The organism is Pseudomonas ficuserectae, from assembly GCF_024584585.1.
Lineage (GTDB): Bacteria > Pseudomonadota > Gammaproteobacteria > Pseudomonadales > Pseudomonadaceae > Aquipseudomonas > Aquipseudomonas amygdali.
This window is the reverse complement of record NZ_CP085684.1, coordinates 3912917-3929690: the sequence shown is the minus strand read 5'-3', so window position 1 is coordinate 3929690 and position 16774 is coordinate 3912917. Positions and strand designations below refer to the sequence as shown.

Sequence of the window (16774 nt, the reverse complement as noted above, 5' to 3'; positions counted from 1 at the left end):
GTCTGTTTCCCTGACAATTAATTGTTGTTGCGCAGCTCGTAGTTCATGCCCAGTCCGATCGACTTCGCGAAGGGGATCAGCTGGTTGAAATACAGGGATACGCCGTCAACCTTGTTGCCGACCGATGATTTGGGAACGAACACGATATCGCCACGTTTCAGCAGTACCGGCGCTGTAGGGCCACCCGCACCGCCCGCCCAGAGAAACTTGCTGTAATCAAAGAAATAGGTCTTGTAGAGCCCGTTTTCTTCCTGACGCAGCAGCGCGACCTGACCGGCATCGGCATCCAGCGCCACACCGCCCGCGCCGACAATCGCCTGATCGAGATTGGTGGCGACATTGACCGGCAATGTCACCGAGTTGCGAACGGCACCGCCGACAAACACGGTATTGCCCGGTGACTGGGAAATGTTGATGGTCAGTGCAGTCTCGCGGTAGACATTCTGCAGCTTGCTTTCCAGCAGGTCATTCAACTGCTGGAGTGTCAGGCCCGCAGCCTTGACAGTGCCGATGTAAGGGTAGGAAAAGGTGCCGTCGTTGAGCACCTGAAACAGGGTCAGCTCGTAGATGGAGTTGGCGGTAAACGCCGAAATCGACGGTGCCTCGCCACTGTTGCGCACGATTCGCAGGGTATCGCCAGGACGGATTCTTTCCGGCGGCAGCGGTTTGCCCGCCAGTGCGCGACCTGCCGCCTGACCGGCTTCAATTTGCGCACGGTCATCCGGCAAGCCCACCCTGGACGGGGTGTTACATGCACTCAACAGCAATAAGCTTGCGATCAGCATCATGCTTTTCATTGGTCCTGAACTCCTGTCGAGCACAAATACGGCTCCCTTGCGGGTAATAAATTCATGTTGGCGGGTACTGCCTGTTCCGGTTGCTATCAATTGAAAACCGAGTGAATCAAGCGGCGTTTGCCGCTCGTGGATCAGCTCTTCACAGTCTTGTCGGGGACACGTCCGTAAATATCGGTGAAACGCACGATATCGTCTTCGCCCAGGTACTCACCGCTCTGCACCTCGATCATCACCAGGTCGATGACACCCGGATTGACCAGCCGGTGCGTGAACCCCGGTTTGATGAACGTCGACTCGTTGGTATCAAGCATGAATTCACGCTCGCCGTTGGTGACGGTGGCCATGCCGCTGACCACGATCCAGTGCTCGCTGCGGTGATGGTGCATCTGCAATGAGAGTGATGCCTGCGGGCGAACCACAATGCGCTTGATCTTGAAACGCTTACCTTCTTCGAGCACCGTGTAGGTGCCCCACGGACGCGTGACGGTGCGGTGCAGACGGTAGGCATCATGGCCCTGGCGCTTGAGCTCCTGAGCGATGACCTTGACGTCCTGACTGCGGCGTCCGTCTGCGATCAGCAAGGCGTCGGGGGTGTCGATGATGATCAGGTTGTCGAGGCCAATAGCGCCCACCAGACGTTTGGGTGAGTCGATGTAGCAATTGCTGACGTCATGCAGCACGGCTTCGCCATTGCAGTAATTGCCTTGAGCGTCGACGGGAGACAGCTCACGCACGGCCTGCCAGGAACCGATATCACTCCAGCCGAGCTGGCAGGGCACTACGGCGACCTTTTCGGAGCGCTCCATCAGCGCGTAGTCGATGGAAATGTCCGGGGTCAGGGCAAACGATTCGCTGTCCAGCTCGACTTGCAGTTCACGATTGCCTTCCTTGCGCGGGCTCGATGCCAGGCAACTGCTGACCGCATTCAGCACGTCAGGCGCGTGATTACGCAGCTCTTGAAGCACGGCATCGGCACGCATGCAGAACATCCCGGCATTCCAGAAATGCAGACCACCGTCCACATAGCCCTGGGCGGTGACTGCATCGGGTTTTTCGACAAAACGGGCGACCTGACAGGCATCGGCGTCAAGTGCCGGGCCTTTTTCGATATAGCCAAAACCGGTTTCCGCTGCGGTCGGCACGATGCCGAACGTCACCATCCAACCCTCAGTGGCCAGCTTCTGCGCGGCCGTCACTGCTCTGGAGAATTCCTCGACATTGGTAATCAGGTGATCAGCAGGCAAAACCAGCAACTGCGCGTCATCGCCATACAGCTGGCTGACATGCAGCGCAGCGGCAGCGACCGCCGCTGCGGTATTACGCCCGAAGGGCTCTAGGATGAAATCCAGACGCGCATTGCCTTTGTTCAACTGGCGGTAGTCGTCCACTGTGCGGAAGTACACCTCCCGGTTGGTAACCGTCAGCAGGCGGTCGACTCCGGGCAGGCCGCCCGCCCGCAGGAAGGTCTTCTGCAGCAGGCTCTGGCCGTCGGGAAGGCGCATGAACGGCTTGGGCATGGCTTCTCGCGAGACCGGCCACAGACGGGTGCCGGAGCCACCGGCGATGATGCAGGGAATAAGCGTGCTCATCAGTAAGCCTCGCGAGTGAATAGCACTGCAGGCACAGTGCGCATAAGGATGTACAGGTCGAACCAGACAGACCAGTTTTCGATGTACTCGAGATCGAACTCGACGCGTTTTTCGATTTTTTCCACGGTGTCGGTTTCACCACGATAGCCGTTAATCTGCGCCAGCCCGGTGATCCCCGGTTTGACGCGATGCCGCGACGTGTATTCTTTCACCGCCTGCTCGAATAAAATCCCTGCAGCCTTGGTGGCCGTCGCATGTGGGCGTGGCCCGACCATTGACATGCTGCCTGCCGCTACATTGAACAGCTGTGGCAGTTCATCCAGGCTGGTCTTGCGAATGAAGCGCCCTACCCGTGTGATTCTGGCATCTCCACGGGTGGTCTGGCGCTCGGCCGTTGCATCGGCCTGGTGCTGATGCATGGAGCGGAACTTGAATACTTCGATCAGGCGATTGTTGTAACCGTAGCGCTTCTGGCGGAAAAACACCGGGCCAGGGGAGTCGAGCTTGATCGCCAGCGCAACCAGCAGCATTACCGGTGACAACACCAGCAAAGCGAGCGACGACAGAACGATATCTTCGGCGCGCTTGATGAATGGAGACCAGCCACTGAGCGGCAGATCCGACGCATTGAACATCGGCAGCCGGGCCACTTCGGTAATGCGGTTGTGGGTATGCCGGAAGGCAATCATGTCCGGCACCAGCAACACGTTGACCGGTAGCCTGCGCAGTTCGCGAATGATGTAATCCATGCGGTTTTCCGCCGTCCAGGGCAGGGCGACCAGCACCTGGGTCACTTTCTCTTCGCGAATCAGCCGTTCCAGGTCGCTGGTATTGCCCAGCAGAGGCAGGTTGGCCACGGTCTTGGGCATGCGACCGATCCGGTCGTCGATAAAGCCGGTGACACCCGAACGGATGTCCTGATGCTCAAGCAGGTACTCGGCCAGGCGCAGGCCATTTTCCGTCGCGCCCAGAATCACAGCGTGTTGCAGGAATACACCCTTGCGCATCTGCCGCTTGAACAGCATCAACAGCAGCAGGCGAATGATGCCGAACAGCGCCAGGCTGGTCAGGTACCAGATCAGCGATTCTTCGGGAGAGAGATAGCCGAACAGCCCCATTGCCTGTTGCATGAACAGCAATAGCCCGAAGGCTGCGGTCCAGGCAACTGCCAGCGCGCCCATGCGCAGATCGTTGCTGAACAACGCTTCGGAATAGACGCCCATGGCCTGAAACACCAACACGCCGACAAAGCCGAAAAACAGCAGCATGGTCATATAACCCTGCTGTGTTTCCGGGCCGTCATGCTTGATAAGCATCATGATTGCAAGGCCGGGCAGAATGCAGGCAATGCCATGGGCCAGCCGAATACCGAAAAGAAAGTATTCGACCAGACTGGTGCGGGTGAGCGAAAGACTGTCGACCGGCTGCAACCTCATAGAACTCCCTTACTCCCTGTATGCGTCTGGATCCTGCTGATCCCAGGCGATTTGCAATGACGCGTTTGCAGCTTCAAATAGGCATCTGTTCACAGATAGTGTCCAAGCGTAGCCAGTTACGTGTCGAGGTCATGACGAATCCGGACTGTCTTTTGTGAATATCACTTTATATATGTCGTCCTGTTCCGAATTTTATTTAAGACTTTTCAACCATTTGTAGATGAAACTTCCCTCAAGTGAGGGGCCTGCTGTCAGTAAAGCTCATGAAACAAATAGCGTCAGTACAAAAGCGTGCCAACTCTGATGTAATCGTTGCTCCAGAGCTTCTGCTTCCGGGTTTTGCCCAGTATTGGCGGGGGTTGATCTGTTCTTGATGACGTGAAAAAAATTTCTGTGACGGGTGGGCCTTTTTGACATGTGCGGGGTCACAGTCATGCGTCGTGCGAAATGTATGCGGGCGCTGATTACAGAAAGAGCGTCGCTCGCAGGCTTCAATTCGTAGGGTTCGTCAGAGGAGGTGTCATGACACAACGCAGGGCAATGCTCATTCTTCACGGTAAACAGGCGCTCAACGAAGACGTACGTGATGCCGTTGCAGACAAGCGCAAGCAGGGCTGGGAGCTGGACGTGAGGCTCACCTGGGAAGCTGGCGATGCCCAGCGCCTGGTTGGCGAAGCGCTGGCCGCCGGGCATCGGCATATCGTGGCGGGCGGTGGTGACGGTACCTTGCGAGATATCGCCGAGGCCCTGGCGCTGGCTGAAACACAAGCCAGCCTGACTATTTTGCCGCTGGGCACTGCCAACGATTTTGCCCGCGCAGCCGGGGTGCCTCTTGAGGTCTCCAAGGCTCTGCAACTGATGGACGTAGCACCGCGTGCCGTCGATCTGGGTGAAGTCGGCGGCAAACTGTTCCTCAACATGGCTACCGGCGGCTTTGGCAGTCAGGTAACGGCCAACACATCCGAAGACCTGAAAAAGGTATTGGGCGGCGCGGCCTATCTGTTTACCGGCCTGACAAGGTTCAGCGAATTGCATGCTGCCCACGGCGAACTCACCGGGCCGGATTTCCACTGGCGCGGCGATCTTCTTGCCTTGGGTATCGGTAACGGCAGGCAGGCTGGCGGTGGACACGAGCTGTGTCCGACCGCGTTGGCTGATGATGGCCTGCTCGACATCAGTATCCTGCCAGCGCCTCAGGAAGTGGTCGGCACGCTGAGAAGTCTGCTGGAAGGCGGACTGGGCATCGACAACATGTTCATCCGCGCGCGTCTGCCCTGGGTAGAACTCAAGTCGGCTCAGGGGCTGGATATCAACCTCGATGGCGAGCCGTTATCTGGCGAGGACCTGCGCTTTGAGGCACGACCGGGCGCGCTACAGGTGCATTTGCCGGCCGATTCACCGGTGCTGAGCCGTGCACCGATGCTCAATCGTCCAGACTGATAATCCGTTCTCGAACGCAAAACAGGACCAGCCCGGCGACATCGAATATCTGCAGCCGCTTCATGACCTGGGAGCGGTGGGTCTCGATAGTCTTGATGCTCAGCCCCAGGCCGTCGGCGATCTCACGCGTGGACTTGCCACGCACGATCAGGCGCAGGATTTCCAGTTGGCGAGCGGTCAGGTGATATCGCTCCTTGGCCGCCTGGGCCCTGTCCGAGCGTGTTCCGCGCAGGGCGCGCTCGATAACGGTATGAGCGATGGCCGGGCTCAGATAGCGTTCGTTGTTGCGCAGCGCTTCCAGTGCCTGTTCCAGTTCGGTAGCTGTGGTGTCCTTGAGCAGATAGCCGCGAGCCCCGATGTCGAGCGCACGCATGATCATGTCCGGGTCGGTGTGCATCGACAGGATCAATACCTTGCAATGTGGCTGTACTTTCAACAAGTGTTGGAGCGCCTCAAGGCCGTCAACGCTCTTCATCCAGATATCGAGCAGGATGATGTCGGGCTTGAGTCGCTGCGCCAGGCTCGACAACTGCGCGCCGTCCGCCGTTTCACCGATAATGGCGTAGCCCGGCATTTCTGCAACCAGCGCTCGCACGCCGGCTCTGATCAGGGAGTGGTCGTCGACCAGTAACAGATTGCAGGTCATTGTGGCTTCTTGTGTAAATGGGACCGCCGAGGCGTGCTTTCAGTCCCTGGTCAACTTTTAAGACGATTTGAAAGCAGTGAAGACAATAGGACGGAAAACCCTGACGTGACAACATCACTTCAATGACATTGCGTGTGTGATGCTCGACAGTCGAGCGTTATCGTTGGGTTGCATCCTTCACCGCTGCCGATTGCGAGGAAGCGCTGGCCAGCTTTTCCAACAGTTCCAACTGTTCGTTGTTGTCCATCGTCAACTCACCCGTTTGCGGATCGAGAAGCTCGACCTGCCAGGACATAAGCATCAGGCAGTTTTTGACGGTCAGCAGGGTTTCCTGTGAGAGTTCGTTGGCCTGGTCGCCGCTTTTCAATAATTGACACAGCTGGCGTGAAAACTCGGCAATACAAGGCACAGGCGCGGCTTCCGCCTCCTGGGCCAGCGTGCGCAGGGTGGTCAGAAGGCAGCCGGTGGCGTCCTCGTCGTTGGGGATCAACTCCAGGTGCGAAAGACATTCTTCCGACTTGTACAGAAGTGCCTGAGAGGTGCTCAGGAACTGGTCGTGCTTATGCTGCCAATCGTTGTTGCTCAGCATCCTTTGTCTCCACTGATCATGGATAGCGAACTTCCGCCCGCGGCGAATGGCTGACAGTTAATGTCGATTTCAAACAAAAGTATGTAGGGCATTTCTGAATGTTGCCAGCGCCGCTTGATTACAAGGTTTGAAAAGCGGACACGAACCTGACGCCATTCTTGTATTGAGAATGGCGTCACAATAGTGGCAATTAGATGTCGATCATATCAGGTTATCCCCGATTGACTTTTTGTGCTTCTTTGATTTTTACCTTGGGCGACTGGGTATGTTCAGGCTTTTCCAGAACGCGCTCATCGTCGTATTTGTCTGGCAGGAAAGCGACACCAGTAAATCATGATGGTAAAGTGACATCAATGCTGAGAATGGCCTTTCATCGCCATTAAGGTCCGGCTGGTTTCAGCCGATACAGGCTCAACAGACTCATCGTGACCATTGCTTCAGGAGCTAATAATGGCAGGCATTCTCGACACAGTAGATCAGCGCACACAACTGGTGGGCGAGAATCGCCTGGAAATCCTCATGTTTCGCCTTGCCGGTCGGCAATTGTTTGCGATCAACGTGTTCAAGGTCCAGGAAGTATTGCAGCTACCCAAGCTGACCCTCATGCCGCAACGTCACTCGTTCGTCTGTGGCGTGGTCAACCTGCGTGGCCAGACCCTGCCGGTGATCGACCTTTCCCAGGCTATCGGTATGCGGCCGCTGGTGCCGGGGCCTGGCAGCACGATCATCGTCACCGAGTACAATCGCTCGGTTCAGGCCTTCCTGGTCGGTGGTGTGGATCGCATCGTCAACATGAACTGGGACGCGATCATGCCGCCGCCGGCCAGCGCCGGTCGTCAGCATTACCTGACGGCGATCAGCAAGGTCGATGACCAACTGGTAGAAATCATCGACGTCGAAAAAGTACTTGCCGAGATCGTGCCGTACAACGCCAAGGTGTCCCGCGAGAAGCTCGAAGACCCGGTACTGGAAAATGCCCGTGGTCGTGAGGTGTTGCTGGTCGATGACTCCAAGGTGGCACTGGCGCAGTTGCGCGACACGCTGTCTCAATTGGGCCTCAAGCTGCACGTGGCAAGTGATGGTCTCAAGGCGTTGAACATGCTCAAGGGGTGGGCGGACGCGGGCGAGAACGTCCATGAAAAGCTGCTGATGGTATTCACCGATGCCGAAATGCCGGAAATGGACGGTTATCGCCTGACCACCGAGATTCGCAACGATCCGCGTTTGCGCAGTCTGTACATCGTTCTGCACACCTCGTTGTCCGGCAGCTTCAACGAATCGATGGTCAAGAAGGTCGGTTGCGACAACTTCCTCTCCAAATTCCAGCCCGACAAGCTGGTCGAAGTAGTGCGCGAACGTCTTTTGATGATTGGCTGATACCTTGCGCGATTGTTGATCGCGGATGCCTGCCGCTCCGGCTTCGGATAAGCTTCGATGTCTTCGTCAAAGCTTATCCCGCCATCAAAGGAACCGGCTCTCATGTTGCGTCTCAGCTCTCTCTATCGTTTCCCTCTCAAATCCTGCAAGGCGGAGACGCTGCAACGCGCGTCGTTCGACCAGTTGGGGTTGGCGGGGGACCGACGCTGGATGCTGGTCGACGAAAGCAACGGTCGGTTCTTCACCCAGCGCGCCCTGTCGCACATGTCCCAACTGACGGTGTTGTGGAATGCCCGCGGCGGTGTAACCCTTTCGGCACCCGGTTTCGAGCCTCTGGACGTCGCGGTTCCGCTGGATATCGAGTCAAACCTGCGCGGTGTGACAGTCTGGCGTGATTCGTTGCAGGTGCCGGACGCTGGCGATGTGGCTGCCGAATGGGTCAGCCGGTTTATTGGCAAGCCCACCCGCATGGTCTATCTGCCGGTGGAGCGTGCGCGCTGGCTGCCCGGGGGCTATCAGACGATTAACGACCGGGTGAGTTTTGCCGATGGCTTCCCGTTGCTGCTGATTGGTCAGGGCTCGCTCGATGACCTGTCGGCCCGCCTGGGCAGGCCATTGGAAATGCTGCGCTTCAGGCCCAATCTGGTGGTTGAAGGGGCTGAGGCCTTTGCCGAGGATGGCTGGAAGCGCATCCGTATCGGCGACATCGAATTCCAGCTGCTCAAGCCTTGCGCGCGCTGCATTCTCACCACTATCGACCCCGCTACCGGCGAGCGCAGCGCGGATCGCGAGCCCTTCGCCACGCTCAAGACCTATCGGGAGGTGGAGGGTAACGTGCTGTTTGGCCAGAACGTCGTCAACGAGGGGCTGGGCGAGCTTGAAGTGGGTATGCCGGTCGAAGTGCTGGAATAGGTGTTGCGTGGCGGCAGGAGTGCTCTGAGAAGCACTCCTGCCGACCGGTCACTGATCGTCGAAAAACCGCTCGTGCCAGTCAACCAGCGGCTGAGGCGAGTTGAGCTTCTGGCCGTAGATCACCGAATAGGACAACACGTTCTGTACGTACTGGCGGGTTTCATCGAACGGTATGCTCTCTACCCAGACATCGAAGGCCAGGTGATTGGCACCTTTCAGCCATTGGCGTACGCGGCCTGGCCCGGCGTTGTAGGCGGCTGAAGCAAGCACGCGGTTGCCGTTGAACTGGGCATGCACCGAACTCAGGTAGGCAGCGCCCAGCTGAATGTTGGTGTCCGGGTCCAGCACCTGCTGCGGCGAGGCCAGCGGGATGCTGAACTTGCGGGCAGTTTCCTTGGCGGTGGCAGGCATCAACTGCATCAGCCCGCTGGCACCGACGCCCGAGCGAGCGTCATCCATGAAGGCGCTCTCCTGGCGCGTAATGGCGAATACCCAGCTTGAGTGCAGCCCACGCACCTTGGCTTCGCGTACCAGTGTGTCGCGATGGGCCATCGGGAAGCGGATGTCCAGATCATCCCAGTATTGCGCCTGGCTGATCGTGCGAATGGCCGGGAAATACCATTTCAGGTCGTAGGCCAGTTTGGCCTGGGCAACCATTTCGTCACGGTTGAACTGGCGGCTGACGTGATACCACTCGCGTCGTCCATCGACGATTTCGCCGCGATCATGAAACTCCAGCGCACGACGCACTCCAGGGGTATTGCGTACCTTGTTGATCAGCGCCTGGCTGAGCACCAGGGGCTTGTTGTTGAGCTGATAGGGGCTTTGTGTGCGGTCGGCCGCCAGAAAACCGTAGAAGTCGCGCTCTTTGGCCACGTCCTTGTACAGAGCGGCAATCAGCGGGCTGTTGGGCTGCGCCAGTTCCAGAGAGCGGGCTTCCCAGTAACGCCAGCGATTGGTTGCAGCAAGGTCCTTGGGCAGTCGACGTGCCAGTTCGTAGGCGTCTTCCCAGCGACCCAGCCGCAGCAGCAGACGCATACGCCACTCGGTAACCGTATTGTCGCGCAGCTCCGGGTCGTACCGGGTCATGACCTCCAGGGCGCGGTCGTCGTAGCGACGTGCCAGGGTCAGGCCGATTTCCTTGGCAATTTCCACCTGCTCTTCACGGGAGAAGTGCATGGTTGCCGCGTAGCCATCGAGCATCGACAGGGCTTTCTGCGGATCCTCCTTGGCCAGTCTGCGCAGGCCAAGGCCGACCACATCGGACATGGCTTCATCCACCGGCGCGAACTGCGCGGGGTTGTTGATCATTTCCGGCTTCTGGGCGACGGCCAGCAGCAGGCGTCCTTGCGGGGCCAGGGAGTTGAGACTGTTGACCAGGGTGTTGGCCAGGCTGTAATTGCGTTCCTGAGCGGCAAGTTTGGCCCGTTGCCAGCGTTTCTGCTCTGTCAACTGGCCTGCGGCTGCCCATTGCGCGAAAAAGCCGTCACAGGCGGCTGGCAGTGTCTTGCCGGTCATCCACAGTTTTTGTGCACTGGCATAGCCTTCGGCACGCTTGTTGTTGCTCAACTGGTATTGGCCGTACAGGCAATCCAGTTCGACGAAATTCATTTTCGGGTCGTAGTACTTGACGAACGGTTGCCAGTCACCGCGTTCCGCCAGCCAGCGCAACCAGCGCAACTTCATCCAGTTGGCCTGCGGCAGGTCTCCATGCTCGGCAAGAAACTTCTCGATTTCCGCGTTGCTGGCAGTCTTCAGGCGCGCCGTCAGCTCGTCGTATTCGAGGTAGGGCTCCAGCGGATAATCGGCCAGCGCCGTGCTGTACATCTGATACGGGCCTGAATCGCCCTTGGCCAGCGCACGCTTGGCTTCGTCGTAATACTTGCGTTGTTGGTTGAGGTCTACCGCATGAGCAGTCTGGATGGCGGTGGTGGAGAGGAGCAGGCACGATAAAAAGCTGAACAAACGACTGCGCATGAGACTTCCGAGCAGATGAGTCGTGAAAAGTATTGCTAGCTTAGCCTTTTGCCAGCTCATGGTGAAAGCATTGCCGACGAGCTTGTCTCATATGGAAATAATTGTCGGTTATGAAGGGGATGTGGAAGTTGTCACGGGTGCCACGATTCCCGACATCCGCCGGTTATCTCAGGTAGAATGCGCGCCCGGTTTTTGGAGAAGCTCATGACCCTGCTCAAATTCAGCGATGTGTCCCTTGCTTTCGGCGCCATGCCGTTATTGGACAAGGTGTCCTGGCAGATCGCCCGTGGTGAGCGGGTGTGCATCATCGGCCGTAACGGCACAGGCAAATCCAGCATGTTGAAGCTTGTAAAAGGCGTTCAGAAGCCTGATGACGGGGCTGTCTGGCGTGCGCCCGGCCTCAAGATCGGCGAATTGCCCCAGGAATTGCCGGTAGCCGATGGACGGACTGTCTTCGACGTGGTGGCCGAAGGTCTGGATGGCGTCGGTGCGTTGCTGGCCGAATACCACCATCTGGCGCAGAACTGCGTCACCGAGGAAGACCTGAACAAGCTGATGCATGTTCAGCAAGACCTCGAAGCCCGTGATGGCTGGCGCCTGCAGCAACTGGTCGAGAGCACTCTCAGCCGCTTGCAGTTGCCTGCCGACAAGACCCTGGCCGAGTTGTCCGGTGGCTGGCGTCGCCGTGTTCTGCTGGCTCAGGCGCTGGTTTCCGAGCCGGATCTGCTGTTGCTCGACGAGCCGACCAACCACCTGGATATCGGCGCTATCGCCTGGCTTGAAGAAGCCCTCAAGGATTTCCAGGGTGCGGTGCTGTTCATCACGCACGACCGGGCATTCCTGCAAAACCTTGCGACCCGTATTCTTGAGCTGGACCGCGGTGGCCTGATCGACTGGGACGGCGATTACGCCAGTTTCCTGGTCCACAAGGAAGCCGCACTGGCAGCCGAAGAGACTGCCAACGCACTGTTCGACAAGCGTCTGGCTCAGGAAGAGGTCTGGATCCGGCAGGGCATCAAGGCTCGTCGTACCCGTAACGAAGGCCGCGTGCGTGCTCTGAAGGAGCTGCGTGTAGAGCGTAGCGAGCGCCGTGAGCGTACCGGCAAGGCCAATATCCAGCTCGATACTGCCGAAAAGTCCGGCAAGCAGGTCATGGTTCTCGACAACGTCAGCTTTGCCCATCCGGGTGGCCCGATGTTGATCAAGGATTTCTCCATGGTTCTGCAGCGCGAAGACCGTATCGGTCTGCTCGGCGCGAACGGCACCGGCAAGACCACATTGCTCAAGCTGATGCTCGACAACCTGCAGCCGACCGGTGGCAAGGTTGAAGTCGGTACGCGTCTCGATGTGGCCTATTTCGACCAGTTGCGTCACCAGCTCGACCTGGAAAAGACCGTGATCGACAACGTTGCCGAGGGGCGTGACTTCATCGACATCGATGGCCAGAGCCGTCATGTCCTGAGTTACCTGGGTGACTTCCTGTTCAGCCCGCAACGTGCCCGCACGCCAGTCAAGGCGCTGTCCGGTGGCGAGCGTGCCCGTCTGTTGCTGGCCAAATTGTTCAGCAAGCCTGCCAACCTGCTGGTGCTCGACGAACCGACCAACGACCTGGACGTCGAAACTCTGGAGCTGCTCGAAGAGGTTCTGCTGACCTTCAAGGGCACCGTATTGATGGTCAGCCACGACCGGGCATTCCTCGACAACGTCGTCACCAGCACGCTGGTGTTCGAAGGTGAAGGCAAGGTTCGCGAATACGTCGGTGGTTATCAGGACTGGCTGCGTCAGGGCGGTTCGCCGCGTCTTCTGGGTGTTGCCGACACCAAGTCGGGCAAGGCCGAACTGGCCAGCGCTGTGGTGCAGGCCGCACCGGTTGCCGCGCAGGACATGCCGGTCGCAAAGAAGAAGCTTAGCTACAAACTTCAGCGCGAGCTGGAGGCGCTGCCTGCGCAGATCGATGAGGTTGAAGGCAAGATGGCCGTCCTGACTGCAGAAATGGCCGAGCCGGGCTTTTACCAGCGTTCTGCGGAACAGACTGCTGCCGTGCTGGCGCAGCTGGAAAACCTGCAGGCCGAGCTGGACAAGCTGCTGGAGCGCTGGGCCGAACTGGACGAGTGATCGCTGACGCGTTCGTGTGATGCAAAAAAGCCCGGGTAACCGGGCTTTTCGCTGTAGCAGGCCAGATTACTCGGGCTTTTTAAGGCTCACTGCCAGCACGTCACATGGTGCGCCGTGCAGGACGTCGTTGGCAGTGGAGCCAAGCAACAAGGCCAGGCCGTGGCGGCCATGGCTGCCGACGACGATCATGTCACAAGCCTTGCTCTTGGCGAGTTTGTGGATTTCCTGCCGTGGCTGACCAATCACTATGTGGTTTTCGCTGGTTTTCAGCTGCGGGTACTTGAGTTTGAGCTTTTCGAGCTTCTCCTGGGCCTGATCCATCTGTTGCTGTTGCAATTGCGAAAGGTCCATCGGGACGTCACCGCCGAACGCCATGGCGATTGGTTCGACGATGTGCACTACCGACAGTTTTGCTTCGCTGGCCTTGGCCAGCAAGCTGGCGCGACGGATGACCGGGTCACACTCATCGGTGAGGTCAATAGCAACCAGAATGTGTTCGTATGGCATGAGGGTGTCCTCCGGGAACATTGCGATGGTGGGAGTATGGCTCTTTCGTTCGCATCTGGGCAGACCCTTGTGCAAGCCATTGTTTTCAAAAATGTTGTGAGAAGTCCGAGATCGGGTGGGGGGCAAGAAATATGACGGTCTGGATAGTCCTGTCAATCATTGGTGTGATGCTGAGCCCGCTTGTGTGGTTGCGCCCGTCGCGTCATCAGAGCGGCAGGATGGCATTGCGCATGGAGGCGCGCCGTCTGGGAATGGGTATGCAGCTTGCCCCGCAAGAGTGGCCGCACTGGCTGACGAAAGAGCCGCCAAGCCCTTGCGCACAGTACCATCGCCCGCGGCTGAGCTCGCATGCAGATGCCTGGGTTTACTGGCAGAGCGAGCCGGGCGTCTGGCGCAACCGCTGGCGTGAGGTCTGCGAAGATCCAAAGCTGCTGCCTCATTTGCAGACGTTACCCGCAGATGCCTACAAGGTCGAGGCTGACGGGCAGATGGTTGCCGTGTACTGGGCGGAGCGGGGCGAGGCAGAAGTGTTGCAGCGTATTGATAAGCTGCTCAGGGAATTGGCCTGAGCCTGACTCAAAGGCATTAAATCGCAGGCATTAAAAAGCCCGATAACAACATCGGGCCGGGGTTGGCCAGGCAGGCCGATAATTCGTCGCGTGCCGACAGGCTTTCGCCGCCATGTCGGCCTTCGCTGTTGCGCACCCGCAAATCAGCTGCATTGCGAGCCTCTTGTGGCGCAGTGTTGCGACTCTAGCCCTTTTGCTCCATTTTGTCGCGATTCCTGCAAATATTTTTTGTATGTGCCCTCAGGCGGTGCGTCCGCGCCTGATTTTCCTGGCCTACAACTGTCTCGTGTCACGCTCTCTAGGTCAGGCTACAGCACCTGAGTTCGGCTACTATCACGCTGGCGAATGATGGCGGATCGCACACAGGCGTGGGCATTATGGAGTGCCTGCATATTCCCGCGAAAACGAATATTTTCGAGTGTTTAGTCGAATTGACAATCTCTCGGTTATGCCTGATGGTGTGCGTACCCAAATCAAACGGGCGTATGAAATGATCGTTTGGTCGTCAGAAGGCTCTGACAGAATCCTGGCTACCACGTCGCGGCGGGTAAACGTGTGATTTGGCGAGTTCATCGACGGCGACGTCGTAGCCCCGTCGGACATTAATGTCCGGCGGGTATTGTTCAGCTTCCATATTGTGGAGATCAGTTGATGATTTACGAAGGTAAAGCCATCACGGTTAAGGCTCTTGAAAGTGGCATCGTCGAATTGAATTTCGATCTCAAGGGTGAGTCCGTCAACAAGTTCAACCGCCTCACCCTCAATGAATTGCGTCAGGCAGTCGATGCAATCAAGGCCGATGCCTCGGTCAAGGGCGTGATCGTCAGCAGTGGCAAGGACGTGTTCATCGTCGGTGCCGACATCACCGAGTTCGTCGACAACTTCAAGTTGCCGGAAGCCGAACTGGTTGCGGGCAATCTGCAAGCCAACAGGATTTTCAGCGATTTCGAAGATCTGGGCGTCCCCACCGTTGTCGCTATTAACGGCATTGCGCTGGGCGGCGGTCTGGAAATGTGCCTGGCCGCAGACTATCGGGTCATCTCCAGCAGTGCTCGCATCGGTCTGCCCGAAGTCAAGCTGGGCCTATACCCTGGTTTCGGCGGTACTGTGCGTTTGCCGCGCATCATCGGTGCTGACAACGCAATCGAATGGATCGCGTCAGGCAAGGAAAGCTCCGCAGAGGATGCTCTGAAGGTTGGTGCCGTTGATGCTGTAGTTGCACCCGAGAAGCTTCAGGCCGCAGCGCTTGACCTGATTCAGCGCGCCATTTCCGGCGAGTTCGACTACAAGGCCAAGCGCCAGCCCAAGCTGGACAAGCTCAAGCTCAATGCCATCGAGCAAATGATGGCATTCGAAACCGCCAAAGGTTTTGTCGCAGGTCAGGCCGGACCGAACTATCCGGCACCGGTCGAGGCGATCAAGACCATCCAGAAAGCCGCCAATTTCGGTCGTGACAAGGCGCTGGAAATCGAAGCCGCCGGTTTCGTGAAAATGGCCAAGACATCTGCTGCGCAGAGCCTTATCGGCCTGTTTCTGAACGATCAGGAACTGAAAAAGAAAGCCAAGGGCTACGACGCAGTCGCCAAGGACGTGAAACAGGCCGCCGTACTGGGCGCCGGGATCATGGGCGGCGGCATTGCCTATCAGTCGGCAGTCAAGGGCACGCCGATCCTGATGAAGGACATCCGCGAAGAAGCCATTCAGCTGGGTCTGAACGAAGCCTCCAAACTGCTTGGCGGCCGTCTGGAAAAAGGCCGTCTGACTGCGGCGAAGATGGCCGAAGCGCTTAACGCGATTCGTCCTACGCTTTCCTACGGCGATTTCGGCAACGTCGACCTGGTGGTCGAAGCGGTTGTCGAAAACCCGAAGGTCAAGCAGGCGGTACTGGCGGAAGTCGAAGCCAACGTGGGTGAGCACACCATTCTGGCGTCCAACACTTCGACCATCTCGATCAGCTTGCTGGCCAAGGCCCTCAAGCGTCCGGAAAACTTCGTCGGCATGCACTTCTTCAACCCGGTGCACATGATGCCACTGGTGGAAGTGATCCGTGGCGAGAAGTCCAGCGAAGAAGCGGTCGCCACGACCGTTGCCTACGCCAGGAAAATGGGCAAGAACCCGATTGTGGTCAACGACTGTCCGGGCTTTCTGGTCAACCGCGTACTGTTTCCGTACTTCGGCGGTTTTGCCAGGCTGGTCAGCGCAGGCGTGGATTTCGTGCGCATCGACAAGGTCATGGAGAAATTCGGCTGGCCGATGGGGCCTGCCTACCTGATGGACGTTGTCGGTATCGACACCGGCCACCATGGCCGTGATGTCATGGCCGAAGGTTTCCCTGACCGGATGAAGGATGATCGCCGCTCTGTGGTCGACGCGCTTTATGAAGCCAAACGTCTGGGACAGAAGAACGGCAAGGGCTTCTACGCCTACGAGACCGACAAGAAGGGCAAGCCCAAGAAGGTCAATGACCCGGCTGTGCTGGATGTGCTCAAGCCGATCGTCTACGAACAGCGTGAAGTGAGCGATGAAGACATCATCAACTGGATGATGATCCCGTTGTGCCTGGAAACGGTTCGCTGCCTGGAAGACGGCATCGTCGAAACCGCTGCCGAAGCCGACATGGGCCTGATCTACGGTATTGGTTTCCCTCCATTCCGTGGCGGTGCGCTGCGCTATATCGACTCCATCGGTGTTGCCGAATTCGTAGCCCTGGCTGACCAATACGCCGAGCTGGGTGCCCTGTATCAACCGACCGCGAAGCTGCGTGAAATGGCCAGTAAAGGCCAGAGCTTCTTCGGTCAAGCGTCTTCCGAGGAATGAACG

General features: G+C 58.0%; 13 protein-coding genes. 6 read left to right on the top strand and 7 right to left on the bottom strand.

The window, feature by feature from the left end; translation table 11 throughout:
- Window positions 1–17: 17 nt before the first annotated feature.
- From LJU29_RS17215 to LJU29_RS17205, 3 genes are all read right to left on the bottom strand, one after another.
- Entirely contained in the window at window positions 18–797 is a 780-nt protein-coding gene (locus tag LJU29_RS17215) for a polysaccharide biosynthesis/export family protein (RefSeq protein WP_004656922.1), read from the bottom strand.
- Window positions 798–928: 131 nt separating this feature from the next.
- Window positions 929–2386, bottom strand: a complete 1458-nt coding sequence (locus tag LJU29_RS17210) for a mannose-1-phosphate guanylyltransferase/mannose-6-phosphate isomerase (protein ID WP_257110978.1) — start codon at window positions 2384–2386, stop codon at window positions 929–931.
- Window positions 2386–3822 carry an undecaprenyl-phosphate glucose phosphotransferase gene (locus tag LJU29_RS17205; protein ID WP_004665755.1) on the bottom strand — a complete coding sequence of 479 codons (1437 nt, stop codon included), beginning with the start codon at window positions 3820–3822 and terminating at the stop codon, window positions 2386–2388. The genes LJU29_RS17210 and LJU29_RS17205 overlap by 1 nt, the downstream gene beginning before the upstream one ends.
- Before the next feature lie 522 nt (window positions 3823–4344).
- On the opposite strand from LJU29_RS17205, the gene yegS reads away from it, so the two are divergent.
- Complete coding sequence (yegS, locus tag LJU29_RS17200; RefSeq protein ID WP_002554118.1) at window positions 4345–5262, top strand: lipid kinase YegS; 918 nt, start codon at window positions 4345–4347, stop codon at window positions 5260–5262.
- Here yegS and LJU29_RS17195 read toward each other — a convergent pair.
- A complete protein-coding gene (locus tag LJU29_RS17195) occupies window positions 5246–5908 on the bottom strand; it encodes a response regulator (RefSeq protein WP_054996499.1) in 663 nt (220 codons plus the stop codon). The two genes, yegS and LJU29_RS17195, sit on opposite strands and share 17 nt — an antisense overlap.
- Before the next feature lie 157 nt (window positions 5909–6065).
- On the bottom strand, window positions 6066–6497 hold the full coding sequence (locus LJU29_RS17190) for a hypothetical protein (RefSeq protein WP_002554116.1): 432 nt from the start codon (window positions 6495–6497) through the stop codon (window positions 6066–6068).
- 450 nt (window positions 6498–6947) lie between these two features.
- On the opposite strand from LJU29_RS17190, the gene LJU29_RS17185 reads away from it, so the two are divergent.
- Complete coding sequence (locus LJU29_RS17185; protein ID WP_002554114.1) at window positions 6948–7874, top strand: chemotaxis protein CheV; 927 nt, start codon at window positions 6948–6950, stop codon at window positions 7872–7874.
- A 102-nt stretch (window positions 7875–7976) separates the two neighbouring features.
- A complete protein-coding gene (locus LJU29_RS17180) occupies window positions 7977–8786 on the top strand; it encodes an MOSC domain-containing protein (RefSeq protein WP_054996500.1) in 810 nt (269 codons plus the stop codon).
- 48 nt (window positions 8787–8834) lie between these two features.
- Here the strand turns inward: LJU29_RS17180 and LJU29_RS17175 are convergent, their stop codons facing one another.
- Complete coding sequence (locus LJU29_RS17175) at window positions 8835–10763, bottom strand: transglycosylase SLT domain-containing protein (protein WP_057424064.1); 1929 nt, start codon at window positions 10761–10763, stop codon at window positions 8835–8837.
- 204 nt (window positions 10764–10967) lie between these two features.
- Here LJU29_RS17175 and LJU29_RS17170 point away from each other — a divergent pair, with 204 nt between their 5' ends.
- A complete protein-coding gene (locus LJU29_RS17170; RefSeq protein ID WP_002554111.1) occupies window positions 10968–12878 on the top strand; it encodes an ATP-binding cassette domain-containing protein in 1911 nt (636 codons plus the stop codon).
- A 66-nt stretch (window positions 12879–12944) separates the two neighbouring features.
- On the opposite strand, the gene LJU29_RS17165 is transcribed toward LJU29_RS17170, so the two are convergent.
- Window positions 12945–13385 carry a universal stress protein gene (locus LJU29_RS17165; protein ID WP_004665751.1) on the bottom strand — a complete coding sequence of 147 codons (441 nt, stop codon included), beginning with the start codon at window positions 13383–13385 and terminating at the stop codon, window positions 12945–12947.
- Between the two features lie 131 nt (window positions 13386–13516).
- Between LJU29_RS17165 and LJU29_RS17160 the strand changes: the two genes are divergently transcribed.
- Complete coding sequence (locus LJU29_RS17160) at window positions 13517–13954, top strand: hypothetical protein (protein WP_004656900.1); 438 nt, start codon at window positions 13517–13519, stop codon at window positions 13952–13954.
- Window positions 13955–14605: 651 nt separating this feature from the next.
- Window positions 14606–16771, top strand: a complete 2166-nt coding sequence (gene fadB, locus LJU29_RS17155) for a fatty acid oxidation complex subunit alpha FadB (RefSeq protein WP_004665750.1) — start codon at window positions 14606–14608, stop codon at window positions 16769–16771.
- Window positions 16772–16774 lie beyond the last annotated feature (3 nt).

Coding starts and splice junctions, on each gene's coding strand:
- LJU29_RS17215 (WP_004656922.1), bottom strand. CDS start 797: ATGAAAAGCATGATGCTGATCGCAAGCTTATTGCTGTTGAGTGCATGT.
- LJU29_RS17210 (WP_257110978.1), bottom strand. CDS start 2,386: ATGAGCACGCTTATTCCCTGCATCATCGCCGGTGGCTCCGGCACCCGT.
- LJU29_RS17205 (WP_004665755.1), bottom strand. CDS start 3,822: ATGAGGTTGCAGCCGGTCGACAGTCTTTCGCTCACCCGCACCAGTCTG.
- yegS (WP_002554118.1), top strand. CDS start 4,345: ATGACACAACGCAGGGCAATGCTCATTCTTCACGGTAAACAGGCGCTC.
- LJU29_RS17195 (WP_054996499.1), bottom strand. CDS start 5,908: ATGACCTGCAATCTGTTACTGGTCGACGACCACTCCCTGATCAGAGCC.
- LJU29_RS17190 (WP_002554116.1), bottom strand. CDS start 6,497: ATGCTGAGCAACAACGATTGGCAGCATAAGCACGACCAGTTCCTGAGC.
- LJU29_RS17185 (WP_002554114.1), top strand. CDS start 6,948: ATGGCAGGCATTCTCGACACAGTAGATCAGCGCACACAACTGGTGGGC.
- LJU29_RS17180 (WP_054996500.1), top strand. CDS start 7,977: ATGTTGCGTCTCAGCTCTCTCTATCGTTTCCCTCTCAAATCCTGCAAG.
- LJU29_RS17175 (WP_057424064.1), bottom strand. CDS start 10,763: ATGCGCAGTCGTTTGTTCAGCTTTTTATCGTGCCTGCTCCTCTCCACC.
- LJU29_RS17170 (WP_002554111.1), top strand. CDS start 10,968: ATGACCCTGCTCAAATTCAGCGATGTGTCCCTTGCTTTCGGCGCCATG.
- LJU29_RS17165 (WP_004665751.1), bottom strand. CDS start 13,385: ATGCCATACGAACACATTCTGGTTGCTATTGACCTCACCGATGAGTGT.
- LJU29_RS17160 (WP_004656900.1), top strand. CDS start 13,517: ATGACGGTCTGGATAGTCCTGTCAATCATTGGTGTGATGCTGAGCCCG.
- fadB (WP_004665750.1), top strand. CDS start 14,606: ATGATTTACGAAGGTAAAGCCATCACGGTTAAGGCTCTTGAAAGTGGC.